This window comes from Roseicella frigidaeris, assembly GCF_003258945.1.
GTDB classification, from domain to species: Bacteria; Pseudomonadota; Alphaproteobacteria; order Acetobacterales; family Acetobacteraceae; genus Paracraurococcus; species Paracraurococcus frigidaeris.
The window spans coordinates 1-24,394 of the sequence record NZ_QLIX01000029.1 but is presented as its reverse complement, the minus strand read 5'-3'; the positions used below and the strand labels follow the sequence as shown (position 1 = coordinate 24,394).

The window sequence follows — 24,394 nt, the reverse complement described above, 5'->3', positions numbered from 1 at the left end:
GGCTGGGCTGGCCGGGCGGGCGCCGCCGGGGCGGCCCGGCCGCCTCGCCGCGCTTGACCGCTCGGCCCGGCATCCGAGTCTCGGCGCATCGGGCCGGCGCGAGACCGGCCAACCGGGAGGTTTGCATGCATCCAGGAGTCCGGGGGCTGGTCTGCGCCGCCCTGCTCGCCCTGCCGATCGCCGCCGCGCCGGCCTGGGCGCAGCGCGCATTGACCATCGGGGCGCAGACACCGCCGAGCGCGCTCGACCCGCACTACCACAACACGCAGAACAACAACCAGGTCGCGCGCATGGTCTTCGAGCCGCTCTTCGAGCTGGACACGAAGGCGCAGTTCCAGCCGCGCCTCGCCCGCAGCATGCGGCCGGTGGACGACCTGACCTGGGAGGTGAAGCTCAACACCGCGGCGCGCTTCCATGACGGCACGCCCTTCGAGGCGGAGGACGTCGCCTTCACCTTCGCCCGGGTGCCGACCGTGCCGAACAGCCCGGCGCTCTTCACCCCGCAGGTGCGCAGCATCGCCAGCATCGAGGTGGTGGACCCGGAGACGATCCTGCTCCGCACCCGCGAGCCGAACCCGCTGATGCGCTACGACATGAGCGGGCCGGTCATCCTCTCGCGCACAATCCATGGGCCGAATCCGCAAACCGCCGATTTCAACAGCGGCAGGCTGATGCTCGGCACCGGACCCTACCGCTTCGTCTCCTGGCAGCAGGGGGAGCGGCTGGAGCTCGCCAGCAACGCGGCGTGGCATGGCGGGCCGGTCGAGCCCTGGGACCGCGTGCTCTACCGCTTCATCCCGCAGCCCGGCGCCCGCACCGCGGCGCTGCTCGCCGGCGAGGTGGACCTGATCGACTACGTGCCGGTGCAGGACGTGCCGCGGCTGGAGAAGGACCGCCGCTTCGCCCTGTTCCAGATCGACAGCATCACCTTCGTCTATCTCGCCCCGGATGCGATGCGCGAGACCTCGCCCTTCGTCACCGACCGGCAGGGCAAGCCGCTGCCGGCCAACCCGCTGGCCGACCGGCGGGTGCGGCAGGCGCTATCGCTGGCCATCCCGCGGCAGCAGATCGCCGAGCGGCTCTACAGCGGCCTGGCCTCGCCGGCCGACCAATTCGCCGCGCCGGTGGCCGAGCACCGGCTCGAAGGGCTGGGCCCCTTGCCCCACGACCCGGCCCGCGCCCGGGCGCTGCTCGCCGAGGCCGGGTTCGGCCAGGGCTTCCGCCTCACCCTGCATGGGCCGAACGGCTTCTTCCCCTCGGACGACAACCTGCTGCAGGCGATCGCCCAGGGCTTCAGCCGCATCGGCATCGAGGCCCAGGTGCAGACCCTGCCGCCGGCCAACCTCTTCACCCGCGCCACCAACCGCGACTTCTCGCTCTTCATGACCTATTTCAGCAGCTACCTCTCGCTGAACCCGCTGCGCCAGGTGGTGATGACGCGGGATGCCGAGCGCGGCCACGGCCCCTTCAACCGCCAGCGCTATTCCAACCCGGAGGTGGACCACCCGCTCGCCGCCGCGCTCACCACCATGGACGAGGCGAAGCGGAAGGCGCTGACGCAGCAGGCCTCGCGGGCGCTGCTCGAGGATATGGGCGTGATCCCGGTGATCAACCTGCGCAATGTCTGGGCCGGGCGGCGCGACCGCGTGGTCTACGAGCCGAGCCCGCCGAACCACACCGAGCCGCGGCTGGCGCGGCCGCCGGGGTGACCGCCGGCCTGGCATCCGGATTGCAAGCCCCCGATTGCAGACCCTGGCTTGACCCTGGCCGGTGCCGGGCCGACGCTCGGGGCCTTCGCACGGACCATGGACCGGTCGCGGCCACGGCGCCGCCGGCATCCGGTCTGCAAGGCCCTGGTCTGCAAAGGCAAGGAAGGATCCCGCATGCCCGACGCCGCCCTGCTCGCCCGCCTCGCCGAGGCGGTGGAGGCGAATTTCGACAAGGAGGTCGCCTTCCTCGCCGATCTCGTCCGCTTCCCGAGCACCCGCGGCAACGAGGCGCCGCTGCAGGACTGGATGGCGCGCCAGATGGCGGCGCGCGGCTATGGCGTCGATCGCTACACCCTGGCCGAGGTGCCGCTGCCGGCCCACCCCAAGGCGAGCCCGATGGTCGATGTCGGGCCGCAGAATTCGGTGCAGGTGGTGGCGACGCACCGCGCCGCGAACCCGACCGGCCGCAGCCTGATCCTGCAGGGGCATATCGACGTGGTGCCGGAAGGCCCGGCCGAGATGTGGACCTACCCGCCCTATGGCGCGACGATCCGCGACGGCTGGATGTATGGCCGCGGCGCGCATGACATGAAGTCGGGCGTCGCCGCCATGGTCTTCGCCATGGACGCGCTGAAGGCGGCCGGCCTCGCCCCCGCCGCCGACGTGCATGTGCAGACGGTGACGGAGGAGGAGAGCACCGGCAACGGCGCCCTCTCCACCCTGGTGCGCGGCTACCGGGCCGAGGCGGCGCTGATCACCGAGCCGACCGGCGGCACCATCACCCGCGCCCATACCGGCACGCTCTGGTTCCGCATCAAGGTGCGCGGGGTGCCGGTGCATGTGATGGAGGCGCAGGTCGGCACCAACGCCATCCTCTCCGCCTACCACCTGATCCAGGCACTGCAGGCGCATACCGCCGCGCAGAACGAGGCGGCGAAGGCCGACCCCTGGTACGCCGCCATCGAGTCGCCGCTGAAATTCAACCCGGGCATCATCCGCGGCGGCGACTGGGCGAGCTCGACGCCAGCCTGGTGCGAGGTGGATTGCCGCATCGGCCTGCTGCCGGGCACCGAGGTGGCGGAGGCCCAGGCCGGGGTGGAGCGTTGCATCGCCGCCGCGGCCAAGGGCGACAATTTCCTCGCCAACAACCCGCCTGTCGTCGAATGGCATGGCTTCCTCGCCGATGGCTACGTGCTGGAGCCGGGCAGCGAGGCGGAGGCGGTGCTGGCGGCGGCGCATGAGCAGGTCTTCGGCCGGGCCATGGAGGCGCGGGTCAGCACGGCGGTGAACGACACCCGCTTCTACGGCCGGTATTTCGGCATCCCCGGCCTCTGCTACGGGCCGAAGGGGGAGGGGGCGCATGCCTTCGACGAGCGCACCAACCTCGAGCAGCTCAAGAAGACGACGCTTTCCATCGCCGCCTTCATCGCCGATTGGTGCGGCACCCGACCGCTCGCCGCTTCCGGGGGATGACGCCTTGCCAGGGGCCGGGCATTCCTGACAAAGAGCGCCCGCCGACCTCGAGGAGAGAGCTCATGCGCGCATCCCGCCCGCCTGCGGCCCGGCCCGGATGCGGCCGGGTGGCGGCCCTTGCCCTGCTGCTGCTGCTGCCGGGCCTGGCCGGGGCCCAGGACGCGCCGCGTGCCGGCGCCGCCGCCCGGCCGAATGCCGGGCCGGTGGGGCCTGGCATGGGACCGTTGCAGACCGAGCCGGGCGATATCTGGGCCGAGGTGCGGGGCTGGACCCGTCAGATGGACAAGACCGAGGCGCCGGCGAAGCCGCGCTGCGTCGCCGGCACGGCCGGCTGCGGCCGCAAGCCGACCAAGGCGCGCAACAATCCCGGCTAGAGCGTGATCGCTTGGGGTGAACTCACCGAAAAGCGTGAATCACGCGATCAAACAACAAGCCAGACCATGGTCCGCGAACCGGCGTGAGTGGATCGTGGTCTGGAGCGTGATCGCTTGAGGTGGACTCACCGAAAAGCGTGACTCACGCGATCAAACAACGGTTTGTCAGGCGCCGCGCCGCCGGCCTGGCGGGCGCGGCGAAGCCCCGCCGCCTCATTGGCAGGCCAGGCATTCCTCGTAATTCGCGCTCGCCGTCGCGGTCGTCGTATCCGTGCCCACCTGCACCGCCGCCACGTCGTTCAGCAGGGCGACGCTCAGCAGGTTCGGCACCACCTTCTCGCTGATCGTGTCGGCGCGCTGGATGGAGAGGCTGCGGCAGTAGTAGAGCGACTTCACGCCACGCTTCCAGGCCATCCAGTGGATCTGGTGCAGGTCCTTCTTGTGCACGCTGGCCGGGAGGAAGAGGTTCACCGACTGACTCTGGCAGACGAAGGGCGTGCGGTCGGCGGCATGCTCGACCACCCAGCGCTGGTCGAGCTCGAAGGCGGTCTTGAAGGTCGCCTTCTCCTGCTCGCTCAGGAAATCGAGGTGCTGCACGCTGCCCTTGTTGACGGTGACGCTGGTCCAGGTCTCCTCGTCGTCGCGGCCATGCTTCGCCAGCACCTTCCGCAGATAGGGGTTGCGGACGATGTAGCTGCCCGAGAGCGTCTTGTGGTTGTAGACATTGGCCGCGATCGGCTCGATGCCCGGCGAGGCGCCGCCGCAGATGATGGAGATGCTGGCGGTCGGCGCGATCGCCATCTTGTTCGAGAAGCGCTCCATGAAGCCGTATTCGGCGGCATCCGGGCAGGGCCCGCGCTCCTCGGCGAGCTGCCGGCTGGCGAGGTCGGCCTGCTCGCGGATGTGCTTGAACATCCGCTTGTTCCAGACCTTCGCCACCACGCTCTCGAAGGGCACGTTCAGCGCCTGCAGGAAGCTGTGGAAGCCCATGACGCCGAGGCCGACGCTGCGCTCGCGCATCGCCGAGTACTTCGCCTTGGCCATGGAATCCGGCGCGGTGTCGATGAACTCCTGCAGCACGTTGTCGAGGAAGCGCATCACGTCCGGGATGAAGCGCGGGTTGTCCTTCCACTCGAACCAGGTCTCGAGGTTGAGCGAGGAGAGGCAGCAGACCGCGGTGCGGTCCCGGCCATGCTGGTCGATGCCGGTCGGCAGGGTGATCTCGGAGCAGAGGTTGGAGGTCTTCACCTCCAGCCCGGCCAGCTTGTGGTGCTCCGGCCGTGCCCGGTTCACCTGGTCGGCGAAGACCAGATAGGGCTCGCCGGTCTCGATCCGCGCCGTCAGGATGCGGATCCAGAGGGCGCGGGCCGAGACCTTGCGCACGATGGCGCCATCCTTCGGGCTGGCCAGCGGCCATTCCTCATCCGCCTCGACCGCGCGCATGAAGGCATCCGGCACCAGGATGCCGTGATGCAGGTTCAGCGCCTTGCGGTTCGGGTCGCCGCCGGTCGGCCGGCGGATCTCGATGAACTCCTCGATCTCCGGGTGGTTCACCGGCAGGTAGCAGGCGGCCGAACCGCGCCGCAGCGAGCCCTGGGAGATGGCGAGGGTCAGGCTGTCCATCACCCGGATGAAGGGGACGACGCCCGAGGTCTTGCCGTTGCGCCCGACCTTCTCGCCGATGCCGCGCAGGTTGCCCCAGTAGCTGCCGATGCCGCCGCCCTTGGCGGCGAGCCAGACATTCTCGTTCCACAGGCCGACGATGCCGTCGAGGCTGTCGGAGGCCTCGTTCAGGAAGCAGGAGATCGGCAGGCCGCGCGTGGTGCCGCCGTTGGAGAGCACCGGCGTCGCCGGCATGAACCAGAGCCGCGAGATGTAGTCGTAGATCCGCTGCGCATGCGCCGCGTCGTCGCCGAAGGCGCTGGCGACGCGCGCGAACAGGTCCTGATAGCTCTCGCCCGGCAGCAGGTAGCGGTCGTCGAGGGTCGCCTTGCCGAAATCCGTCAGCAGCGCGTCGCGCGAACGCTCGACCTGGACCTGGTGGTGACCCGCCAACTGCACCGCATCGAACACGGTCACGTCTCCTTCGGCCTTGCGGACGGGAGCATGCATGTCGGGGGATCCTCACACAAGATATTGGAGCCGGTGATGCATCCTAACACCATATCGAGTGGCAGGTTGCAAGCAGATCGATGCCGCGAAAATCCAGGCCCCAGGCCGATGTTCGCTGTTCGTTCGCGCATGAGGCCGCGACTTCCAGGCCGCAGTCAAGGCTTTCCACGGCGGGCGAGGGCAGGGTCGTGCGGCGGGACGCGCCGTGCGGATCGGGCCGCGCGGCCGGCGGCATGGCGAGTCGTCGGCGGCGCGGCGGCGCGGCCCGCCGGCTCCGGCGCGCGCCGCCCTCCCGTCACGGCGCGTCGGCGTCGCCGGTCCCGGGGACATCGATCACAACATGGCGCCATGCCGATATTAGGCCGGACTCCGGTCGGGCCCGCGGCATCTCCCGCACCGTCGCCGGCGGGGCCGATGCAGGCGGCGAGGCGATTCCGCCTGCCCGCGATCCGCCGTGCCGCGGCCGTCCGGAACGGCGCCGCGCGCCTGCCCGAGGCGGCCCGACTCGCGCCGGACAACGAGCCCCGGACAACAAGCCTCGGACAACAAGCTGTGGTGTGACGAACCGGACACAGACCCTAGATGTTGTGGGGCAGGGCAGGCCTCGCCGGCAGAGCGTCCTTGTCCCGCCGGCGGGCGGATCGCATAGTGACGCCAGCCGCCGGTGAGTCGCATCGATGAGTCGCATCCGGCCACCGGCCCGGGCGATCCCGCGCCCGGCCTCCCCGTGGCGGGACGATCCCCGGATCGCCCCGTCCTCCACCCGACAGCACGAGACGAGCGGAAACCCCCATGCCCGACGGCCTTCCCACCGGCCCCCAGCCCCGCTTCGACCTGCTCACCGCCAATCCCGTCTACAAGCCCTTCCGCTACCCCTGGGCCTATGACGCCTGGCTGACGCAGCAGCGCGTGCACTGGCTGCCCGAGGAGGTGCCGCTCGCCGACGACGTGAAGGACTGGCAGAGGAACCTCAGCGCCGCCGAGCGGAACCTGCTGACGCAGATCTTCCGCTTCTTCACCCAGGCGGATGTCGAGGTGAACAACTGCTACATGAAGCACTACTCGCAGGTGTTCAAGCCGACGGAAGTGCTCATGATGCTGTCGGCCTTCAGCAACATCGAGACCATCCACATCGCCGCCTATTCCCACCTGCTCGACACGGTGGGCATGCCGGAGGTGGAGTACACCGCCTTCCTCAAATACAAGGAGATGAAGGACAAGTTCGACTACATGCAGAACTTCTCGGTCGCCAACAAGACCGAGATCGCCAAGACGCTGGCCGCCTTCGGCGCCTTCACCGAGGGGCTGCAGCTCTTCGCCTCCTTCGCCATCCTGATGAACTTCCCCCGCTTCAACAAGATGAAGGGGATGGGCCAGATCGTCTCCTGGTCGGTGCGGGACGAGACGCTGCACTGCCTTTCCATCATCCGCCTCTTCCGCACCTTCGTGCAGGAGAATCCGGAGATCTGGACCGAGCAGCTCAAGCGCGAGGTCGTCGAGATCTGCACCACTATCGTCGAGCACGAGGACGCCTTCATCGACCTCGCCTTCGAGCTCGGCGGCGTCGAGGGGCTCGATGCGGAGCAGACCAAGCGCTACATCCGCTTCATCGCCGACCGCCGCCTGCAGCAACTCGGCCTCGACCCGCACTACGCCATCGAGAAGAACCCGCTGCCCTGGCTCGACGAGATGCTGAACGCGATCGAGCACACCAATTTCTTCGAGAACCGCGCGACCGAATACTCGCGGGCCAGCACCGCGGGCTCCTGGGAGGAGGTCTGGGCGCCGAGCATCGGCGAGCACTGGGCGGCGGAGGATGCGTCGGCGCGCTGAGGCGCGCCCGCCGCGACGGGGCCACCCGTCCGGGTGGTTCCGCCGGATTCAAGGAGGTCCTAGCCTTTTGTTTTCAGAGCATCTTCACCCGATCAGGTGATTCCACCTGATCGGGATCTGCTCTAGAGAGGCCGGCATGCTGAGGATCATCCGCCTCTCCGCCCTCGTCCTCGTCCTGCTGCTGGGCGGCGTCTGGGCCATCGCCTGGGTGCTGCGCGCGCCGGGGCAGAGCATGGCGGAGGCCCTGCCGGCCGCCTTCACCACGCTCTTCGGCGGGCAGACCGGCCTGCCCTCGGCGGGCGGCGTGCAGCTCGCGCAGGGGCTCTCGCTCGGCGGTCCCTTCAGCCTCACCGACCAGGCCGGCCGCGCGGTGACGGAACGCGACTATGCCGGCGGCTGGATGCTGGTCTATTTCGGCTATACCTACTGTCCCGATGTCTGCCCGACCGAGCTCGGCACCATGGCCACCGTCATCGACGCGCTGGGCCCGGCGGCGGCGAAGGTGACGCCGGTCTTCATCTCGGTCGATCCGCAGCGTGACACGCCCGCCGCGCTCGCCGATTATGTCGCCCGCTTCCACCCGCGGCTGCAGGGGCTGACGGGCACGCCCGAGCAGGTCGCCGAGGTCGCGCGGCGCTATCGCGTGTACTATGCCAAGGTCCAGCGGCCCGACATGACCGACTACCTGATGGACCATTCGAGCTTCCTCTACCTCGTCGGGCCGGACGCCAAGGTGCGCGCCCTGTATCGGCCGGAGACGCGCCCGGAGGACATCGCGGCCGGCATCGCCGCCCAGATCGGCGCCGGTCGTCCAGCCCAGGGTTGAAGGCCCCTGGCTTGATGGGTTTATTGGCGGCCTGTGGCACCAACCGGACACCCTGGCCCTGCGATGCCAGGCTTGGAGATGAGGGATTATGGCGGACGAGGCTTCGGACCAGGACGGCGCACGCGATGGCGGGCGCGGCGCGGCGCCGCGGCACAGCCGCCGCCTGTCCGACAAGATCCTGATCGCCTTCCATCACGCCTGCGACCAGTCGGACTACGAGGTGGCGGAACAGCTGCTGCGCATCCTCGAGATGATGCTGACCCGGCGCCCCGCCTCGCCGGACACCAACCGCCGCCGCAACATGGAGAGCCTGGTCGCGGCGCATGAGCGGCTCTGGTACCTGCGCCATCCGGAAACCCAGGAGAGCTGAGACCGGGCGCAACCCTCCGGTTTGCCTGGGCCTGCGCGGCGTCGCGCCGACAGGCGCGCCAGAAGGGACGCGGCGCCCGTTCGGGCGCTCGGCCTTGCGGGCCGCGGGTCGGATCGCCATGCGCCGGGCATGAGGCCCGGCGCCGCGGCGGCCCGCTCACCCCGCGCCCTGCCCGGGCAGCGCCTCGCCCGCGCGCAGGATCGACTCCGCCGCGGCGGTGAAGCCGCCGGCCGTGTGCAGCACCACCCCCGGTTCGAGTCGTGCCGGGCCGCGGCTGCCGCGCCGCGCCTGCAGCAGCACCCGCTTCGCCGGCATCCCGGCGCGCGGCCAGAAGGGCAGCAGCCGCGCCCCGCCGCAGCCGGCCGTCGCCAGGGCCGCCATGCCGGCCTCGAGCCGCGCCGCGGGCAGGATCAGGCTCAGGCTGCCGCGCCGGGCCAGCGGCGCGGCGAGGAAGCGCGCCCAATCGGCCAGCGCCGCCTCCTCATGTGTCGCGGCGCGGCGCAGCGCCGTGGGCGGGGCGGTGCCGCCGGGCCAGTAGGGCGGGTTGGCGAAGGCATGGGCGCAGCCCGGCAGCCGGGCCGCCAGGGCGAGGTCGCGCACATCGCCCTCGATCACCTCCACCTGCGCCGCCAGCCCGTTGGCGGCGGCGTTCTCCCGGGCGAGGGCGGCGAGCGCCGGGTCCCGCTCCAGGGCGAGGATGCGGAGGCCGGGCACCCGCGCGGCGAGGCAAAGGAAGCCGGCGCCGCTGCCGCAGCCCGCCTCCAGCACCCGCTCCCCCGGCCGGGCCGGCACCCCGGCGGCCAGCAGCACCGCATCCAGCCCGGCCCGCAGCCCGTCGCGGGGCTGGCGCAGCCGCACCCGGCCGCCGAGCAGCCTGTCCTCGGTGAAGCCCGCCGCGCCCGCCGCCCCGCTCACGCGGGGGCCTCGCCGGCCTCGCGCAGCACCCGCCGGGCCCGCTCCAGATCCTCGGCCGCCACCGCCACCCGGCGCGGAAAGGCGCCGATCCCGCCCTCGATGGCGCTGATATGCGCATCCAGCAGGACGCAGGCGATGCCGGCATCCCGCAGCAGCGCCATCAGGAAACTCACGCGCACGGGGTCCGTGCTCTCCGCGACGACACGCATTTCCGTGCGAAACCCTTGTTTTCCCTGCGCTTGCCGCCACCTGGGAGCGTCGTTATGGTGCCGCCCCCGAGAGACAGGTCAAGTGAAGTGGACGCGGAAGCGGGCGCGATGGCGGATATGTCGCCGATGATGACGACCGCGTCCGGCGGCGAGGATGCGCTGACGGCGCTGACCGCGCTCGTCGGCGCCGAACTCGAAGCCTGCAACCGGCTCATCGTCGCGCGCATGCACAGCCCGGTGNGCGGCGAGCGGCAGGTGGCGCTCGCCGCCTGCGTCGAGTTCATCCACACCGCGACGCTGCTGCATGACGACGTGGTGGACGAGAGCGCGCTGCGCCGCGGCCAGGCCAGCGCCAATGCGCTCTTCGGCAACAAGCCCTCCGTGCTGGTCGGCGACTTCCTCTTCGCCCGCGCCTTCGAGCTGATGGTGCAGGACGGCTCGCTGCGGGTGCTGGCGATCCTCTCCGCCGCCTCGGCCACCATCGCCGAGGGCGAGGTGTTGCAGCTCGTCACCCAGAACGACACCACCACCACGGAAGCGCAGTACCTGCAGGTGATCGAGGGCAAGACCGCCGCCCTCTTCGCCGCCGCCACCCGCATCGGCGCCGTGGTGGCCGACCGCCCGGCGGCCGAGGAGGCGGCGCTCGAGACCTATGGCCGCGCCCTCGGCACCGCCTTCCAGCTCGTCGACGACGCGCTCGACTACGCGGCCGAGCAGGCGCGCCTCGGCAAGACGGTCGGCGATGATTTCCGCGAGGGCAAGATCACCCTGCCGGTGCTGCTGGCCTTCCAGCGCGGCACGGCCGCGGAGCGGGAATTCTGGCGCCGCACCCTCGAGGAGCGCGAGCAGGGGCCGGACGACCTGGCCGAGGCGCAGCGGCTGATCGAGCACCACCAGGCGCTGCGCGACACCGTCGAGCGGGCGCGCCGCTATGGCGAGGCGGCGCTGGCGGCGCTGGCCATCTTCCCCGACGGGCCGGAGCGCCGCGCGCTCGCCGGCATCGTCGATTTCTGCATCGCCCGGGCCCGCTGATCCCGCCGCGCTGAACGGGCTGCGCGCGGGCGGCTCAGCCCTGCCGCGGCAGCCCCGCCGCCGCGGCGAGCGCCATCAGCTCCGCCCCCACCCACCATTCCTGCCAGGCGCCGAAGCTCAGCATCGCGGTGACGCTCGCCGCCGCCAGCACCGCCGTCGCCAGGGCGGGGCGCGCCGAGCGGGCGGCGGCGCGGCCGAGCAGCAGCGCCAGCGCCGCGCCGAGCAGCGCCCCGGGCAGGCCGAGCTCCAGCCAGAGTTGCAGCGCGCCGTTGTGCGGATGCAGCGGCAGCAGCTCGGCGGTCGGCAGCCAGAGCGCGGCGCCGGGCCCGGTCAGGCGAAAGCGCTCCAGCACCGCCGGGCTGGCATGGTCGCGGTGGCCGGGGATGGCCCGGCTCGCCTCCATGCCCCAGCCGAGGAGGGGCCGCTCGGCGATGCGGGCGGTGACGAAATCCCAGATCAGCAGCCGGTGCGCCGCCGAGGGCGGGATGCCGTCCGCCGGCACGCCGCGCGCCAGCACCGGCCCGAGCAGCGCCGGCATGGCGAGGATGGCGAGCGCCAGGACGGCGCCGGTCAGCCGCGGCGCCAGACGGGGCGCCAGCCAGGCGGCGCCGCCGGCGAGGCCGCCCGCCAGCACCGCGAGCTTGGCCGCCTCGCCCGGCAGCAGCACCAGCACCACGGCGCCCGCCAGCAGGAGCAGCGCCCGCCAGGCCCGGGGCCAGGCGGTGGCGGCGACCAGCGGCAGCCAGAGCCCCATGGCCGAGGCGGCGGGCTTGAGGCCGAAGCCGAGCGTCACCGGCGCCTCCCGCAGCCCGCGCACCGCCGCCCGCACCGCATGGCCGGTGGCGGCGTCGAGCGCGGCGAGGGCGATGCCGGCGACGAGGCCGAGGGCGGCGAGGCGCATCAGCCGGCGCTTCGCCGGCTCCGTCTCCGCCGCCACGGCCTGCGCGGCGGCGATGCCGAGCGCGGCGAAGCCGCCGATCTGCAGGGCGGTGCCGAGCGCCCGCCAGGGCTCGGGCGCCCAGAGCGCCGTCACCGCCGCCCAGGCGAAGAGGCCGAGGGCGACGCCGCTCGCCGGGCCCCATGTCCAGCGCAGGGCGCCATGCCGCCGCCGATCGGCGAGCACGGTCAGCAGCAGGCCGATGACGGCGATCGGCGCCAGGGCCTTCGATTGCAGCACGCCCGCGGCCGGGGCGATGGCCAGCGCGAGGGCGAGCGGCAGGCTGGGATCGGCGCGGCGCGGCGCCGCGGCAGGGGAGGGTGGCATGGGGGAATCCCAGGGCCGCGGCGCGCCTTGGCGAGGATCCCGGCGAATCCCCCCCGGGCCCGCCGCCCCGGGGCGGGACGGCGGCCAGCGGCAGGTCAGAAGGAGCGCCGGTCGCGGCGGGGCGGCGCGCGGCCGCCCCCGCCCGGACTCAGACGACGGCGATGCTCTCGCGGCGCAGCTCGACCATCAGCTCGTCGAGCGCCGTGCCGAGGCGGTCGAGCATCTCGTCCACCTCGGCCTCGGTGATGATCAGCGGCGGCGAGAAGCCGAGGCTGTCATTGACCATCGCCCGCATGATCAGGCCGTGCTTCTCGCCGAGCTTGCTCAGCCGGCCGCCGACCTTCTTCGCCGGGTCGAAATTGACCTTCTTCGCCTTGTCGGCCACCAGCTCCATGCCGGCGATCAGCCCGGTGCCGCGCAGCTCGCCGACCAGCGGATGGTCGCCGAAGCGCTCGCGCAGCGCCGCCTGCATATGCGCGCCGACGCGCTTCACATGGCCGCCGATATCCGTCTCGTCGTAGATCTTCAGCGTCTCGATGGCGACCGCGGCCGGCACCGGATGGCCGGAATAGGTGAAGCCATGGCCCCAGGTGCCGATGGAGGAGGAGCCCTCGGCGATGCCCTGGAAGACCTTCTCGCTCACGATCACCGCCGAGATCGGCAGGTAGGAGGCGGAGAGCGCCTTGGCGCAGACCAGGATGTCCGGCTGGATGCCGAGGGTCTGGCAGCCCCAGTAATTGCCGGTGCGCCAGAAGCCGCAGATCACCTCGTCGGCCACGAAGAGCACGTCGTGCTTCTTCAGCACCGCCTGGATCTTCGGGAAGTAGGTGGCCGGCGGCACGACCACGCCGCCCGCGCCCATGATCGGCTCGGCCCAGAAGGCGGCGACGGTCTCGGGCCCCTCGGCGAGGATCTTCTGCTCCAGCTCCTCGGCGAGGCGGGTGGCGAACGCCTCCTCGGACTCGCCCGGCTGGGCGTTGTGGTAGTGGTGCGGCGTCGAGACGTGGTGGAAGCCCGGCAGCGGCAGGTCGAACAGCTTGTGGTTCGCCGGCAGGCCGGTGAGCGAGGCGGCGGCGAGGGTGATGCCATGATAGCCGCGCAGCCGGGCGATGATCTTCTTCTTCTCCGGCCGGCCGAGCGCGTTGTTCATGTACCAGATCATCTTGATGGCGCTGTCGTTCGCCTCGGATCCGGAATTGGCGAAGAACACCTTGCTCATCGGCGCCCCGTCGGCGGAGGGGGGCGCGCGCTCGATCAGCATCTCCGACAGGTCGACCAGCGGCTCGTGCGATTTCGAGGTGAAGGCGTGGTAGAAGGGCAGCTTGCGCATCTGCGCCGCCGCCGCCTCGACCAGCCGCTCGTTGTCGAAGCCGAGGCTGGCGCACCAGAGGCCGGCGACGGTCTCGATGTACTCCTTGCCCTGCTCGTCATAGACGCGCACGCCCTTGCCGCGGCTGATCACCAGCGGCCCGTCCTTCAGATGCGCCTTGTGGTCCGTGTAGGGATGCAGCGCATAGGCGATGTCGCGGGCGGCGGTCGAATTGCGGGGCGGGGTCATGGCTGCGCCTTCTCTCCGGGATGGGGCAGTCTAGAACCGATCGCCGCAGGGCGGAAACGCCCGGAGGCGTGAATCGGCTCTGATGGCATGGCTGCCGATCGCCGCAGGGCGGAAACGCCCGGAGGCGTGAATCGGCGCCGATCGCCTGGCTGCCGATCGCCCGGCTGCCGGTCGCCTTGGCGCTGCCCCCGCACGCGCATGTGCCGCCCCGGCGGATGGACGCCGGCCGGCAGCGGGTGCCAAGGTCCGCCCCACCGCGACGGGAGACGGGATCCAGCCATGGCAGCGCCGAGGCCGCAGGCCGCCTTGCATCCGGAGCGCCGGGCATGATCGCCCGCCGCAGCGCGCTGGCGGCGCTGCTCGCGGCGCCGTCCCTGGCCCGGGGGCAGCCGGCCCGGGCGCCCGGCCGCGGCAGCGACCTCGCGCCGATGCCGCTGCCGGTGAAGCAGGATGACAGCATCGCCCGCGGCTATCGCCGCGACGCGCTGGTCCGCTGGGGCGACCGCGTGACCTTCGACGCGCCGCCCTGGGCCCCGCTGCGCCCCGATCCGGAGGGCGCGGCGGCGCAATTCGGCTGGGATGCGCGGCTGGCCGGCGTCGCGGCGCCGACGCAGCAGGCGGCCGACGGCATCCCGCGCGCCGTGCTCGCCGTGGTGCACCCGACCGTGCAGCCCGGCTTCGCCTTCCCCGGCGGCCGCGACCAGCCGGCCGCGGCGGCGATGATGCAGGGCGCCTCGCTGCTCAACCTGGAGCGGCGCGGCCGCTGGGTGGTGGTGGATGGCGGCTTCCAGAGCCGGCGCCTCACCGCCGCGACGCTCTGCCGCCTCTCCGGCCCCTTCGGGCAGGGGCCGGGGGGCCAGGGCAGCGTGCGCGGCGTGCTCGGCCTCCAGGGCGGCTGCGTCACCCCCTGGGGCACGCTGCTGCTGGCCGAGGGCGATCCGGCGCCCTGGCTGGCGCGGCTCGGCGCCGACCCCGCCCAGATGCCGCCCGCCGGCTATGGCTGGGTGGTGGAGCTGAACCCCTTCGACCCGCAATCCCTGCCGGTGAAGCGCACCGCGCTCGGCCGCTTCGCGCATGGCGACGTGGCGGCGACGCTCTCGCGCGACGGGCATGCGGTGGTCTACCTGACCGATCGCCGGGCCGGCGGCTTCCTCTTCCGCTTCGTCTCGGCCGGGACGGCGACCGCCGAGGACGCGCTCGATGCCGGCCGCCTCTCGGTGGCGCGCATGGAGGGGGAGCGGGTCACCTGGATGCCGCTGCCGGCCGGGTCCGACCCCGTCGCCGCCGCCGGGCCGGCGGGCGGCAGCCCGCTCGACATGCCGGCCGGCCTCGGCCTCGATCCGTCCGGGCCACGGCTGCTGCTCGCCTGCCACGGCGGCCCGTCGCGGCCGGCGGGCCATGTGATCGAGCTCACCGCGAGCGGCGGCGACGATGGCGCCGAGGGCGCCCGGGCGGCGCTGCTCTTCGCCGCCGGCGACCCGCGCGGGCCGGAGACGCGCTACGGCCAGGCCGGGCTGCCGCCGGGCAGCGCCTGGCTGGAGAATCCGGCGACGGTGACGGTGGATGGCCGCGGCCGCGCCTGGATCGGCACGGATCGCGGCGGCCGGGTCGGCGCGCAGGCGGATGGGCTGTTCGGCTGCGACCTCGATGGGCCGCGCCGCGGCGTGCCCCTGCCGCTCTACGGGGCGCCGCGGGCCGGGGCGATCGGCGGCGCGGCGCTGACGCCGGATGGCGAGGTGCTGTTCAGCGCGGTGCGGCATCCCGGGGCGGAGCCGGGCACCAGCTTCGAGCGCCCGGCGACGCGCTGGCCGGAATTCCAGGCCGGGCTGCCGCCGCGCAGCACGCTGATCGGGCTGGTCCGCAACGGCGGCGGGCCGGTCGGGGGGTAGGGAGTCCCCCCGCAAGCGCGTCGCGGGAGCCGCATCGGCTCCCGCCCGCCCGGAGGCGGGGGGCCTTAGCCCTTCGCCGTCACCGCGCGGATGGCGTCCGCGAGCGCGGCGCAGGCGCGGCGGGTGTCGTGCCGCGCCAGCTCCTGCCGCGCCAGGGCGATGCGCTCGAGCGCGGTGGCCAGCGCCGGCGCGGCGTCGCCATGGCTGGCGGCGAGGCGGATCTTGGTCTCGGCGAGGGAGAGGTTGATGCCCGCGGCGCTGTCATGGTCGTCGCGGATGTCGTGATCGGCGCCGAGCAGCAGCTCGAGCACCTGCCGCGCCTCCGGCGAGGCCTTGTCCAGCGGCAGCAGGTGCGGCTCCGGCGGGTCCTTCGAATGATCGGGGCCGAGCTTCATCTTCGGCACCAGCGCGAAGGCGAACAGGTCGAGATAGGGATGCTTCGACTCGGCCGTGGGCATGTCTCACTCCATGGGCCGGGCGCGGAACGCCCGGAATCGGGGCCACCCTACAGCGGATTGCGGCCGGGAGGGAACGCCGCCCGGTCCGCGTCGCGATCACGGGCCCGGGTCTGGGGAGGGGTGGGGCCTCGGGGGCCGGGCCTTGGAGGCTCGGGCCGGCACCGTCAGCGCAGCCGCCACTGCTCCACCCAGAGCGAGCTGGGATTGAGGTGCCCGGTCGGCTGCAGGTTGTCGAGCCAGGGCGGCAGCACATGCGCGTCCGAGCGGAACCAGAGCGGCAGCGCCGGCAGGTCCTCGGCATAGATCGCCTGCAGCCGGGCCCAGAGGGCGCGGCGCCGCTCCCGGTCCAGCTCCTGCGGGATCGCCTCCAGCAGCGCGTCCATCTCCGGGTTGCGGTAGCCGGGGTAGTTCTGGCCCGACCAGTTCCGCGCCTCGGTCGGGATCTCCTCGGAATGCAGGTTGCTGCGCGGCACGCTCTCCGGCGCGCTGATCCAGGCATAGAGCGCCGCGCCCTGGAAGCGGCGCTTGGACAGGGTCTCGCCGAACAGCACCCGCGGCGGCTCGTTCCGGATGCGCGTCTCGATCCCGGCCTGGCGCCACATGCCCTGCAGCACCTGCTCCACCGCCTCGCGGGCGCGGTTGCCGGCGGTGGTCATCAGCTCGATCGAGAGCTTCTCGCCGGCGGCGTTGCGGCGGAGGCCGTCGCCGCCGCGCATCCAGCCCGCCGCCTCCAGCAGGGCGGCGGCGCGGGCCGGGTCGAAGGGCCAGTCCGGCCCGTCCGGGCTGTGCATCGGGTCGAGCGGGTTGACGCTGCCCTGCGCCACGGTCTGCCGCCCCTCGAAGAGGCGGGCCACGATCTGCACCCGGTCGATCGCCAGCAGCAGCGCCTGGCGCACCCGGCGGTCGGCGAGGATCGGGTTGTCGAGCCGGAGATCGACATGCTCGTAGATGAGGCCGGGCTTGTAGAGGAACCGGAAGCGCTGGCCGGTGCGCCGCTCCAGCGCCGCCGCCTGCTCGACCGGCAGGCCGAGCTCGCCCGCGATCATGTCGACCTGCCCGGCGAGGAGCTGCGCCTCCAGCGCCGCGGTGTTCTCGACGGTGCGGATCTGGATGCGGCGGAAGGCCGGCGCCGGGCCCTGCCAGGCGGGGTTGCGCTCGAGCGTGACGCCGGCCCCGGGCTGCACGCCCACGATCCGGTAGGGACCGGACCAGAGGCCCGGATTGGTCGGCTCGGTGTCGTAGGCGGTGCGGCTGCGATAGCCCTTCGGGTCCTGCGCCCAGCGTTCGCGCTCGATATGGCTCGGCAGCGGCTGGAAGTCGCCGAGCGAGGCGAAGTCGAAGGTCACCCGATCGAAATGCAGCGTGACGCTGCGCGCATCCTCGACATCGAGCGCATAGGCCGAGCGGTAGAACTCGGCCGGGCCGAAGCCGGTCTCGGGATTGCGCCCGGCCTCCCAGGCGAAGCGGAGATCCTCGGCCGAGACCGGCCGGCCGTCGCCCCAGCGCGCATCCTCGCGCAGGCGGAGGGTGAGGCGGAGGCCGGGCTTGCCCTCCGGCGTCACCTCGCGCGCGGCGAGGCCGTTCTCGAGCGTCGGCAGCGTCTCGCAGAGCATGCAGGCGAGCTGCCAGTCGGCGCCGTAGACGGTGACGGGGCGGCGGACGAAGCCGAGCACATAGGCCTTGGCGGCCATGTTCTCGATATTCGGGTGGAAGGTGCTCGGATACTGGGTGATGCCGATGGTGAGCGTGTCGCGCGCGCCCTGGCTCTGGCCCTGGCCCTGACTTTGGCCCTGGGCGAGGGCGGGCGCGCCGCCGGCGAGGAGGGCGAGGGTGGCCGCGGCGGCGGCGCGGCGGCGCAGCCCGGCCGGGGCCGCCCCAGGAAGCGCCTTGGGGGGCGCCATGCGGGCCGCGCGCCTAGTCCGCCGCCTTCCCCGCGCCGTCGCGCATCGCCCGCGCCTCCTCGACCGAGCCGATGCCGCCATGCGCCTTCGACCAGGCGACCGGGTCCTCGAGGAATTTCCGCACCTGCTTCAGCGCGCTCTCGGCGAAATAGGGGCGCTCGCGGCAGACCTCGAGCACGTCCCACCAGGTGCAGAGATGGTGCAGGTTCAGCCCCATGCCCTTCATCGTCTCGAAGCTGCCGGGGAAGACGCCGTAATAGAAGACGACGAAGGTGTGGTCGCAGATCGCGCCGGCGTCGCGCAGCGCCTGGGCGAAGCGGATCTTCGAGCCGCCATCCGTGGTGAGGTCCTCGACCAGGAGGGTGTTCTTGCCCTCCGGCACGTCGCCCTCGATCTGCGCGCCGCGGCCGAAGCCCTTCGGCTTCTTGCGCACATAGGCCATGGGCGTCGCCATGCGCTCGGCGATCCAGGCGGCGAAGGGGATGCCGGCGGTCTCGCCGCCCGCCACCACCTCGATGGTCTCGTAGCCGACATGCCGGCCGATCTTCTCGACGCCGAGGTCGCAGATGCGGGTGCGGGCGCGCGGGAAGTAGATGATCTTGCGGCAGTCGATATAGACGGGGCTCTTCCAGCCGCTCGTGAAGGTGTAGGGCTCTTCCGGGCGGAAATTCACCGCCTTGATCTCGAGCAGGAGCCGCGCCGTCGTCAGCGCGGCGTCCCTGTCCCAGTCGGAAGCGTGTTGCATGGCCATGGCGCCCATCCCGAACCGCGTCGTGCCCCCTCGTAACCTCCGGCCGCTGCGGCGTCCATGACCGAGGGCGCCGCGGCGGGGGAGGCGATCTGGGTGCTGGCCGATCCGCGCGCCGGGACGGCGGCGCAGCCGCTCGGCATCGCGGAGCGGCTGGGCGTGCCGTTCCGCGCCGTCCCGCTCGCCTGGGGGCCGCTCGCCCGGCTGCCCTGGCCCTGGCCGAGCCTGGCCGGCCTCGCCGCCGGGGCGGGCGGCGCCATCCATCCCCCTTGGCCGCGGCTGGTTCTCTCGGCCGGGCGGCGTTCGGCGCCGGTGGCACGCTGGCTCGGCCGGCGCGGGGCGCGGCTGGTGCACTGCATGCGGCCGGGCTTCGGCGCGGCGGAGTTCGACCTGCTGGTGCTCGGCCGGCACGACGCGCCGCCCGATCGCCCGACCATCCTGCCCATCCTCGGCGCCTGCCACCGGATGAGCCCGGACCGGCTGGCGGCGGCGCGGGAGGAATGGCGGGCGCTGGCGGCGCTGCCCTCGCCGCGCGTCGCGCTGCTGCTCGGCGGGCCGGTGCGCGGCGAGGGCATGGCGCCCGATGTCGCGGCCGCGCTCGGGGCGCGGGTCGCGGGCTTCGCCGGCAGCGTGCTCGCCACCGCCAGCCGCCGCACCGGGGCGCCGGCGACCGAGGCGCTGGCGGCCGCCCTCGCCCCGGTGCCGCACCGCCTGCATCGCTGGGGCGCGGCGGGCGCCAACCCCTATGCCGGCTTCCTCGCCTGGGCCGATTCCATCGTCGTCACCGGCGACAGCGTCTCCATGCTGTCGGAGGCGATGGCGACGGCGGCGCCGCTCTTCATCGCCGATCCCGGCGGGCTCGGGCCGCGGCACGAGCGGCTGGCGGCGAGCCTGGTCGCGGCCGGCCAGGCGCGGATGCTGGCGGCGGCGCCGGCGCCCTTCGCGCGCGCGCCGCTCGACGAGCCGGGGCGCGTCGCGGCGGCGATCCGGGCGCGCGGCTGGGCGTGACGGGGGAGGGGGGTTACCGGCCGCGCGGCCGGGGCGAAATCCAGCCCATGCTGCAGGCCATCCTCCGCACCGCCTTTCCCCTGCCGGCGGGCCGCCCCCGGCCCTTCACCTGGCCCTGGCAGGACCGGGCGGGGCGGTTCTCCGCTCTCCGCGCCCTGGTCTTCGCCCTGCTGCTGGCGCCGGCCGCCTGGGTGGCGGGGGAGGCGCTGCTCGGCCAGCTCGGGCCGGAGCCCTGGAAGGCGGCGCTGAAGGAGATCGGCCTCTGGACCATCCGGCTGCTGCTGCTGACGCTCGCGGTGACGCCGCTCGGCCGCATCCTGGCCGAGCCGCGGCTGCTGGCGCTGCGCCGGCTCTGCGGCCTGACGGTGCTGGCCTATGCCGGGCTGCATCTCCTCCTCTATGTCGGGCAGGAGAATTTCGACCTCGGGAAGGTGGTCTCCGAGATCGCGCTGCGCATCTACCTGACCATCGGCTTCGTGGCGCTGCTCGGCCTCGCGGCGCTCGGCTGGACCTCGACCGATGGCTGGATCCGCGCCCTCGGGCCGCGCTGGAAGCGGCTGCACGCGCTGATCTTCCCGATCGCCGGGCTCGGCGTGCTGCATTTCTACATGCAGTCGAAATCCGTGGTCTGGGAGGCGGTGCTGGCCGGCGGGCTGCTCGCCTGGCTGCTGCTCTGGCGGGTGCTGCCACGGCCCTGGCAGAGCCGCGTCCCGGCGCTGCTGGCGCTGGCGCCGCTCACCGCCCTCGCCGCGGCGGCGCTGGAATATGCCTGGTACGCGCTGGCGACCAAGCTGCCGGCGCAGCGGATCCTGCTGGCCAATCTCGATGTGGCCTTCGGGCTGCGGCCGGCGGTCTGGGCCGGGGTGGCGGCGCTGGCGGTGCCGGCCGTGGCGCTGCTCTGGCGGTGGCGGCCGCGGCGGCGGGTGCCGGCGCGAGCCTGAGAGCACCCCGCAAAACCGCTTCGCGGCGTTGCGGGGGCCCCGTGAGTCCCCCACCGGCCCAGGGGGCGTCACAGCCTGCCGCGGCGAAGCCGCGGCAGGGCAACGGGCAGCGACGGTTTCGATCGGCGCTCTAGAAATACGCCGCGAGATTGGCTCGGATGCGCTCCAGCACCGGCTGGCCGGGATCGGGCAGCGGGAAGGGTTCGCCGGTCACCGTCTCGAAGGCCTCGATATAGAGCCGCGCCGCCTCGAGATTGACCTCGGCCGGAATGGCCGGGACCGCGTCCTTGTAGGGGTCGCAGCGCGCCACCACCCAGCTGCGGACGAAATCCTTGTCGAAGCTCTGCGGCGCCTCGCCGGCGGCGAAGCGCGCCGGGTAGCTGCCGGCGAACCAGTAGCGGCTGGAATCCGGCGTGTGGATCTCGTCGGCGAGCAGGATGCGGCCCTCGGCGTCGAAGCCGAACTCGTATTTGGTGTCGGCCAGGATCAGCCCGCGCTGCGCCGCCAGCTCCCGCCCGCGGGCGAAGAGGGCGAGGGCCAGCGCCGAGACCTCCTCCCACTGCGCCCTGGTCAGCAGCCCCTGGTCCAGGATCTGCGCCGGGCTCAGCTCCTCGTCATGCCCGGCATCGAAGGCCTTGCTGGTCGGCGTCAGGATGGTCTGCGGCAGCTTCTGGTTTGGCCGCAGCCCGTCCGGGAAGCGGTGGCCGTACATCTCCCGCCGTCCCGCCTTGTACATCGACAGGATGGAGGTGGAGGTGGTGCCGGCCAGGTAGTCCCGCACCACCACCTCGACCGGCATGATGCTCAGGCGCTGCCCGACCAGCACGTTGGGATCGGGGTACTCGATCACGTGGTTGGGGCAGAGATCGGCCGTGCGCTCGAACCAGAAGCGGGCGAACTGGGTCAGCACCTGCCCCTTCAGCGGCACGGCGGTGAGGATGCGGTCGAAGGCGGAGAGCCGGTCGGTGGCGATGATGATGCGCCGCCCGTCCGGCAGGTCGTAATTCTCCCGCACCTTGCCGCGGTAGTGGTTCGGCAGCTCGGGGATCGCCGCGTCGCGCAGGACGAAACCGGCATAGGGGGCAAGGTCGGCGGCGGTGACGGTCATGCGGGAGGCTCCCCTGCGGCGCGGCGCGAGGCCCGGTCGAGGCCCTGGCCGTCCGCGGGCTTTAGCAGATCGCCGCGGGGCGGCCAGGGGGACGGCGAGGGGGGGCGGCCAGGGGGATGGGAAAGGGGGCGGGCAAGGGGGCGGAGCCCCGGCTCCGCCCTCGGGCCCGGCGCGCGCGGGGCTTGCCGCGGCGTCCTGCCCTCGTCAGGGTGCGGCCGCTGATCGGAGGACCCGCCCATGGCGCGCAAATACCGCATCGCCGTTATCCCCGGCGACGGCATCGGCAAGGAGACGACGCCCGAGGGGCTGCGCGTGCTGGACGCCGCGGCCCGGCGCTTCGGCTTCGAGCTGGCGCTGACGGATTACGACTGGTCCTGCGACATCTATGCGAAGACCGGCCGGATGATGCCGGAGGACGGGCTCGACCGGCTGCGGGAGAGCGACTCGATCTTCCTCGGCGCGGTCGGCTGGCCGGGGGTGCCGGACCATGTCTCGCTCTGGGGCCTGCTGATCCCGATCCGCCGCGGCTTCGACCAGTATGTGAACCTCCGCCCCTGCAAGCTGATGCCGGGCGCCCGGACGCCGCTCGCCAACCGCGGGCCCGAGGACATCGACTTCTACGTGGTGCGCGAGAACACCGAGGGCGAGTACAGCTCGGTCGGCGGCCGCATGTTCGAGGGGACGGAGCGGGAATTCGTCTCGCAGCAGAGCGTGCTCACCCGCACCGGCACCGACCGGGTGCTGCGCTACGCCTTCGAGCTGGCGATGACCCGGCCGCGCAAGAAAGTGACCAGCGCCACCAAGTCGAACGGCATCACCTTCACCATGCCCTATTGGGACGAGCGCTTCGCGGCGATGGCGAAGAACTACCCGGATGTCACCACCGACCAGTTCCATATCGACATCCTCTGCGCGCATTTCGTGCAGCACCCCGATTGGTTCGACGTGGTCGTCGGCTCCAACCTGTTCGGCGACATCCTCTCCGATCTCGGCCCCGCGGTGGCCGGCTCCATCGGCATCGCGCCGAGCGCGAACATCAATCCGGAGAAGGCCTTCCCCTCGATGTTCGAGCCGGTGCACGGCTCGGCCCCGGACATCGCGGGCAAGTGGATCTGCAACCCGATCGGCCAGATCTGGTCCGGCGCCATGATGCTGGAGCATCTCGGCGAGAAGGCCGCGGCGGACGCGATCGTGAAGGCGATCGAGCGGCATCTCGCCGAGGGTGGGCCGCGCACCCGCGACATGGGCGGGAATGCCGGCACCGTCGATGTCGGCAAGGCGCTGGCGGAGGCGGTCAGCCGCGCCTGACGGCGGCGCTGGAGCAAATCTGAGCGGGAGGGAAACTTGAACCCCTGTTCAAGTGTCGTTAGGATTGGGTGTGGTTGCGAATGATTCTCAACTAGCTCGCAGCCGGAGGGTCTGGGGAATGGGTCAGGTCGTGTTGCCCGTCGGAGCCATCCTTCGCCGCTGCGAGCGCGCGGTGGTGACGGCTTACCGCGAGCTGCGGGAAACGGGAGCCGATGATCTCTCGGCCTTCCGCACCTGCACCATGCTCTATCGCGTGCACCATCCCGAAGCCTCGATGCAGGAGGCGCGGCGGCTGGTGGCCGAATGGATCGACCATCACATCGTCCGCGGCGATGCCGGGCCGACGCCGGGCTGCGACTGCGACTGACCCTTCCCTGACCCCCGCTCCGGCCTGACGCCGGAGCCCGCCGGCCCCGGCCCGTCCCCTGTCGCCGAGAGGGGGGAGCGTCGCCTCGGGGCAGGCCCTGCCCACCCACCCCCGCCTACCCCTGGCCTGTCATCCCCGCGCCCAGCCGATTGCTGCCCGCGCCAGGGCGTCGATCGTGTCGACGACCGGAAAGGGCAGCGCCGGCCCTGCGGCGATGCCGAGCGGGATCTCCGTGCAGCCCAGCACCACCGCCCGCGCCCCTTGCCGGGCGAGGTCGCGCGCCGCCTCGGCCAGCGGCGCATGCGCCTCGGCGACGCGGTTCGCCTTCACCAGCGCGATGCCGGGCGTGACCAGGCGCTGCATCGCCTCGGCCGAGGGGGTGAGGCAGTCCCAGCCGCCCGCGCCCAGGCGATCCTGGTAGAGCCGCATCGCCAGGGTGGCGGCGGTGCCCATGAGGCCGATCCGCCCCGGCGCCACGCCGAGCCGGCGCAGCTCCGCCGCCGCCGCCTCGACGATGTGCAGGATCGGCAGCCGGGTCGCCGCCTGCATCGGCCCGAACCAGCCATGCGCGGTGTTGCAGGGGATGGCGATGGCGCCGCAGCCGGCCGCCTCCAGGCCGCGGATGCCGCGCAGCAGGGCCGGCAGTGGATCCTCCCCGCTGCCGAGCCGGGCCGCGGTGCGGTCCGGCACCCGCGGATCGGACCAGAGGATGGCGGGCAGATGGTCCTGGTCCCGCCCGGCCGGGGTGAGCAGCGTCAGCCGGACCATGAATTGCGCGCTCGCCAGCGGCCCCATGCCGCCCAGCACGCCGAGCACCCTCTCCACCACGCCTGCATCCCCTCGCCGGACCGGGGGCAAATTAGAGCAGATCCCGATCAGGTGGACTCCCCTGGCTTTGCTACTGAATGTTGGCCCAGGCGTGCTGGCGAATTTTGGCCCACCTGCCGTCCCTCAACCTACGGTCTCCCGGGTGACCCGGGGGACCTGGAGT

At 72.7% G+C, this 24,394-nt stretch carries 22 protein-coding genes; 12 read left to right on the top strand and 10 right to left on the bottom strand.

Annotation, left to right across the window (positions count from 1 at the left end):
- The first annotated feature begins 125 nt into the window (after window positions 1–125).
- The 3 genes from DOO78_RS23300 (at window position 126) to DOO78_RS23290 (ending at window position 3,556) form a co-directional block, all read left to right on the top strand.
- The gene (locus DOO78_RS23300; protein ID WP_165839054.1) at window positions 126–1,709 is read left to right on the top strand and encodes an ABC transporter substrate-binding protein; all 1,584 of its coding nucleotides are present in this window, start codon (window positions 126–128) and stop codon (window positions 1,707–1,709) included.
- Between the two features lie 174 nt (window positions 1,710–1,883).
- Window positions 1,884–3,182 carry an ArgE/DapE family deacylase gene (locus DOO78_RS23295; RefSeq protein WP_111472290.1) on the top strand — a complete coding sequence of 433 codons (1,299 nt, stop codon included), beginning with the start codon at window positions 1,884–1,886 and terminating at the stop codon, window positions 3,180–3,182.
- A gap of 107 nt (window positions 3,183–3,289) precedes the next feature.
- Complete coding sequence (locus DOO78_RS23290; protein WP_111472289.1) at window positions 3,290–3,556, top strand: hypothetical protein; 267 nt, start codon at window positions 3,290–3,292, stop codon at window positions 3,554–3,556.
- Between the two features lie 213 nt (window positions 3,557–3,769).
- Here DOO78_RS23290 and DOO78_RS23285 read toward each other — a convergent pair whose 3' ends face one another.
- Window positions 3,770–5,668 (bottom strand): ribonucleoside-diphosphate reductase subunit alpha, encoded by a 1,899-nt coding sequence (locus DOO78_RS23285; RefSeq protein ID WP_111472288.1) that lies wholly within the window; start codon window positions 5,666–5,668, stop codon window positions 3,770–3,772.
- Window positions 5,669–6,460: 792 nt separating this feature from the next.
- On the opposite strand from DOO78_RS23285, the gene DOO78_RS23280 reads away from it, so the two are divergent.
- The 3 genes from DOO78_RS23280 (at window position 6,461) to DOO78_RS23270 (ending at window position 8,697) form a co-directional block, all read left to right on the top strand.
- Window positions 6,461–7,501 carry a ribonucleotide-diphosphate reductase subunit beta gene (locus DOO78_RS23280; protein WP_111472287.1) on the top strand — a complete coding sequence of 347 codons (1,041 nt, stop codon included), beginning with the start codon at window positions 6,461–6,463 and terminating at the stop codon, window positions 7,499–7,501.
- A gap of 136 nt (window positions 7,502–7,637) precedes the next feature.
- Window positions 7,638–8,327, top strand: a complete 690-nt coding sequence (locus DOO78_RS23275) for an SCO family protein (protein ID WP_111472286.1) — start codon at window positions 7,638–7,640, stop codon at window positions 8,325–8,327.
- An 88-nt stretch (window positions 8,328–8,415) separates the two neighbouring features.
- Window positions 8,416–8,697: a hypothetical protein gene (locus DOO78_RS23270; RefSeq protein WP_111472285.1), complete on the top strand. Its 282-nt coding sequence runs from the start codon at window positions 8,416–8,418 to the stop codon at window positions 8,695–8,697.
- Between the two features lie 156 nt (window positions 8,698–8,853).
- Here DOO78_RS23270 and DOO78_RS23265 read toward each other — a convergent pair whose 3' ends face one another.
- Together DOO78_RS23265 and DOO78_RS23260 are read right to left on the bottom strand one after the other, a co-directional pair.
- Window positions 8,854–9,612 carry a tRNA1(Val) (adenine(37)-N6)-methyltransferase gene (locus tag DOO78_RS23265; RefSeq protein WP_111472284.1) on the bottom strand — a complete coding sequence of 253 codons (759 nt, stop codon included), beginning with the start codon at window positions 9,610–9,612 and terminating at the stop codon, window positions 8,854–8,856.
- On the bottom strand, window positions 9,609–9,821 hold the full coding sequence (locus DOO78_RS23260; protein WP_111472283.1) for a putative signal transducing protein: 213 nt from the start codon (window positions 9,819–9,821) through the stop codon (window positions 9,609–9,611). Before DOO78_RS23260 ends, DOO78_RS23265 begins: the two co-directional genes overlap by 4 nt.
- Before the next feature lie 108 nt (window positions 9,822–9,929).
- Here DOO78_RS23260 and DOO78_RS23255 point away from each other — a divergent pair, with 108 nt between their 5' ends.
- Window positions 9,930–10,853, top strand: coding sequence for a polyprenyl synthetase family protein (locus DOO78_RS23255; RefSeq protein ID WP_111472282.1), 924 nt, complete (start codon window positions 9,930–9,932; stop codon window positions 10,851–10,853).
- A 34-nt stretch (window positions 10,854–10,887) separates the two neighbouring features.
- Here the strand turns inward: DOO78_RS23255 and DOO78_RS23250 are convergent, their stop codons facing one another.
- Together DOO78_RS23250 and DOO78_RS23245 are read right to left on the bottom strand one after the other, a co-directional pair.
- Complete coding sequence (locus tag DOO78_RS23250) at window positions 10,888–12,117, bottom strand: O-antigen ligase family protein (protein WP_111472281.1); 1,230 nt, start codon at window positions 12,115–12,117, stop codon at window positions 10,888–10,890.
- A gap of 148 nt (window positions 12,118–12,265) precedes the next feature.
- A complete protein-coding gene (locus tag DOO78_RS23245; RefSeq protein ID WP_111472280.1) occupies window positions 12,266–13,675 on the bottom strand; it encodes an aspartate aminotransferase family protein in 1,410 nt (469 codons plus the stop codon).
- Window positions 13,676–14,001: 326 nt separating this feature from the next.
- On the opposite strand from DOO78_RS23245, the gene DOO78_RS23240 reads away from it, so the two are divergent.
- Entirely contained in the window at window positions 14,002–15,564 is a 1,563-nt protein-coding gene (locus tag DOO78_RS23240) for a PhoX family protein (protein ID WP_165839053.1), read from the top strand.
- A gap of 65 nt (window positions 15,565–15,629) precedes the next feature.
- On the opposite strand, the gene DOO78_RS23235 is transcribed toward DOO78_RS23240, so the two are convergent.
- The 3 genes from DOO78_RS23235 to DOO78_RS23225 all read right to left on the bottom strand — a co-directional run bounded on the left by DOO78_RS23235 (window position 15,630) and on the right by DOO78_RS23225 (window position 18,674).
- Complete coding sequence (locus DOO78_RS23235; protein WP_111472278.1) at window positions 15,630–16,022, bottom strand: hypothetical protein; 393 nt, start codon at window positions 16,020–16,022, stop codon at window positions 15,630–15,632.
- A 164-nt stretch (window positions 16,023–16,186) separates the two neighbouring features.
- Entirely contained in the window at window positions 16,187–17,923 is a 1,737-nt protein-coding gene (locus tag DOO78_RS23230) for a peptide ABC transporter substrate-binding protein (RefSeq protein WP_111472277.1), read from the bottom strand.
- Between the two features lie 13 nt (window positions 17,924–17,936).
- Window positions 17,937–18,674: an orotate phosphoribosyltransferase gene (locus tag DOO78_RS23225; protein WP_111472313.1), complete on the bottom strand. Its 738-nt coding sequence runs from the start codon at window positions 18,672–18,674 to the stop codon at window positions 17,937–17,939.
- A 57-nt stretch (window positions 18,675–18,731) separates the two neighbouring features.
- Between DOO78_RS23225 and DOO78_RS23220 the strand changes: the two genes are divergently transcribed.
- Window positions 18,732–19,679, top strand: coding sequence for a mitochondrial fission ELM1 family protein (locus tag DOO78_RS23220; protein WP_111472276.1), 948 nt, complete (start codon window positions 18,732–18,734; stop codon window positions 19,677–19,679).
- Window positions 19,680–19,726: 47 nt separating this feature from the next.
- Window positions 19,727–20,620: a protein-methionine-sulfoxide reductase heme-binding subunit MsrQ gene (locus DOO78_RS23215; protein ID WP_111472275.1), complete on the top strand. Its 894-nt coding sequence runs from the start codon at window positions 19,727–19,729 to the stop codon at window positions 20,618–20,620.
- Between the two features lie 130 nt (window positions 20,621–20,750).
- Here DOO78_RS23215 and DOO78_RS23210 read toward each other — a convergent pair whose 3' ends face one another.
- Window positions 20,751–21,728 (bottom strand): phosphoribosylaminoimidazolesuccinocarboxamide synthase, encoded by a 978-nt coding sequence (locus DOO78_RS23210; protein ID WP_111472274.1) that lies wholly within the window; start codon window positions 21,726–21,728, stop codon window positions 20,751–20,753.
- A 237-nt stretch (window positions 21,729–21,965) separates the two neighbouring features.
- On the opposite strand from DOO78_RS23210, the gene DOO78_RS23205 reads away from it, so the two are divergent.
- Window positions 21,966–23,036, top strand: coding sequence for a tartrate dehydrogenase (locus tag DOO78_RS23205; RefSeq protein WP_111472273.1), 1,071 nt, complete (start codon window positions 21,966–21,968; stop codon window positions 23,034–23,036).
- A 118-nt stretch (window positions 23,037–23,154) separates the two neighbouring features.
- The gene (locus DOO78_RS23200; RefSeq protein WP_111472272.1) at window positions 23,155–23,403 is read left to right on the top strand and encodes a hypothetical protein; all 249 of its coding nucleotides are present in this window, start codon (window positions 23,155–23,157) and stop codon (window positions 23,401–23,403) included.
- Window positions 23,404–23,532: 129 nt separating this feature from the next.
- Here DOO78_RS23200 and cuyB read toward each other — a convergent pair whose 3' ends face one another.
- On the bottom strand, window positions 23,533–24,231 hold the full coding sequence (gene cuyB, locus DOO78_RS23195) for a cysteate racemase (protein WP_111472271.1): 699 nt from the start codon (window positions 24,229–24,231) through the stop codon (window positions 23,533–23,535).
- Window positions 24,232–24,394: the final 163 nt, after the last annotated feature.

Bases quoted from the DNA above. Each gene is read 5' to 3' on its own strand.
- DOO78_RS23285 (WP_111472288.1), bottom strand. From the start codon at position 5,668: ATGCATGCTCCCGTCCGCAAGGCCGAAGGAGACGTGACCGTGTTCGAT.
- DOO78_RS23245 (WP_111472280.1), bottom strand. From the start codon at position 13,675: ATGACCCCGCCCCGCAATTCGACCGCCGCCCGCGACATCGCCTATGCG.
- DOO78_RS23235 (WP_111472278.1), bottom strand. From the start codon at position 16,022: ATGCCCACGGCCGAGTCGAAGCATCCCTATCTCGACCTGTTCGCCTTC.
- DOO78_RS23280 (WP_111472287.1), top strand. From the start codon at position 6,461: ATGCCCGACGGCCTTCCCACCGGCCCCCAGCCCCGCTTCGACCTGCTC.
- DOO78_RS23220 (WP_111472276.1), top strand. From the start codon at position 18,732: ATGACCGAGGGCGCCGCGGCGGGGGAGGCGATCTGGGTGCTGGCCGAT.
- DOO78_RS23270 (WP_111472285.1), top strand. From the start codon at position 8,416: ATGGCGGACGAGGCTTCGGACCAGGACGGCGCACGCGATGGCGGGCGC.
- DOO78_RS23275 (WP_111472286.1), top strand. From the start codon at position 7,638: ATGCTGAGGATCATCCGCCTCTCCGCCCTCGTCCTCGTCCTGCTGCTG.
- DOO78_RS23215 (WP_111472275.1), top strand. From the start codon at position 19,727: ATGCTGCAGGCCATCCTCCGCACCGCCTTTCCCCTGCCGGCGGGCCGC.
- DOO78_RS23230 (WP_111472277.1), bottom strand. From the start codon at position 17,923: ATGGCGCCCCCCAAGGCGCTTCCTGGGGCGGCCCCGGCCGGGCTGCGC.
- DOO78_RS23210 (WP_111472274.1), bottom strand. From the start codon at position 21,728: ATGACCGTCACCGCCGCCGACCTTGCCCCCTATGCCGGTTTCGTCCTG.
- DOO78_RS23200 (WP_111472272.1), top strand. From the start codon at position 23,155: ATGGGTCAGGTCGTGTTGCCCGTCGGAGCCATCCTTCGCCGCTGCGAG.
- DOO78_RS23295 (WP_111472290.1), top strand. From the start codon at position 1,884: ATGCCCGACGCCGCCCTGCTCGCCCGCCTCGCCGAGGCGGTGGAGGCG.
- DOO78_RS23250 (WP_111472281.1), bottom strand. From the start codon at position 12,117: ATGCCACCCTCCCCTGCCGCGGCGCCGCGCCGCGCCGATCCCAGCCTG.
- DOO78_RS23205 (WP_111472273.1), top strand. From the start codon at position 21,966: ATGGCGCGCAAATACCGCATCGCCGTTATCCCCGGCGACGGCATCGGC.
- DOO78_RS23260 (WP_111472283.1), bottom strand. From the start codon at position 9,821: ATGCGTGTCGTCGCGGAGAGCACGGACCCCGTGCGCGTGAGTTTCCTG.
- DOO78_RS23300 (WP_165839054.1), top strand. From the start codon at position 126: ATGCATCCAGGAGTCCGGGGGCTGGTCTGCGCCGCCCTGCTCGCCCTG.
- DOO78_RS23225 (WP_111472313.1), bottom strand. From the start codon at position 18,674: ATGGCCATGCAACACGCTTCCGACTGGGACAGGGACGCCGCGCTGACG.
- DOO78_RS23240 (WP_165839053.1), top strand. From the start codon at position 14,002: ATGATCGCCCGCCGCAGCGCGCTGGCGGCGCTGCTCGCGGCGCCGTCC.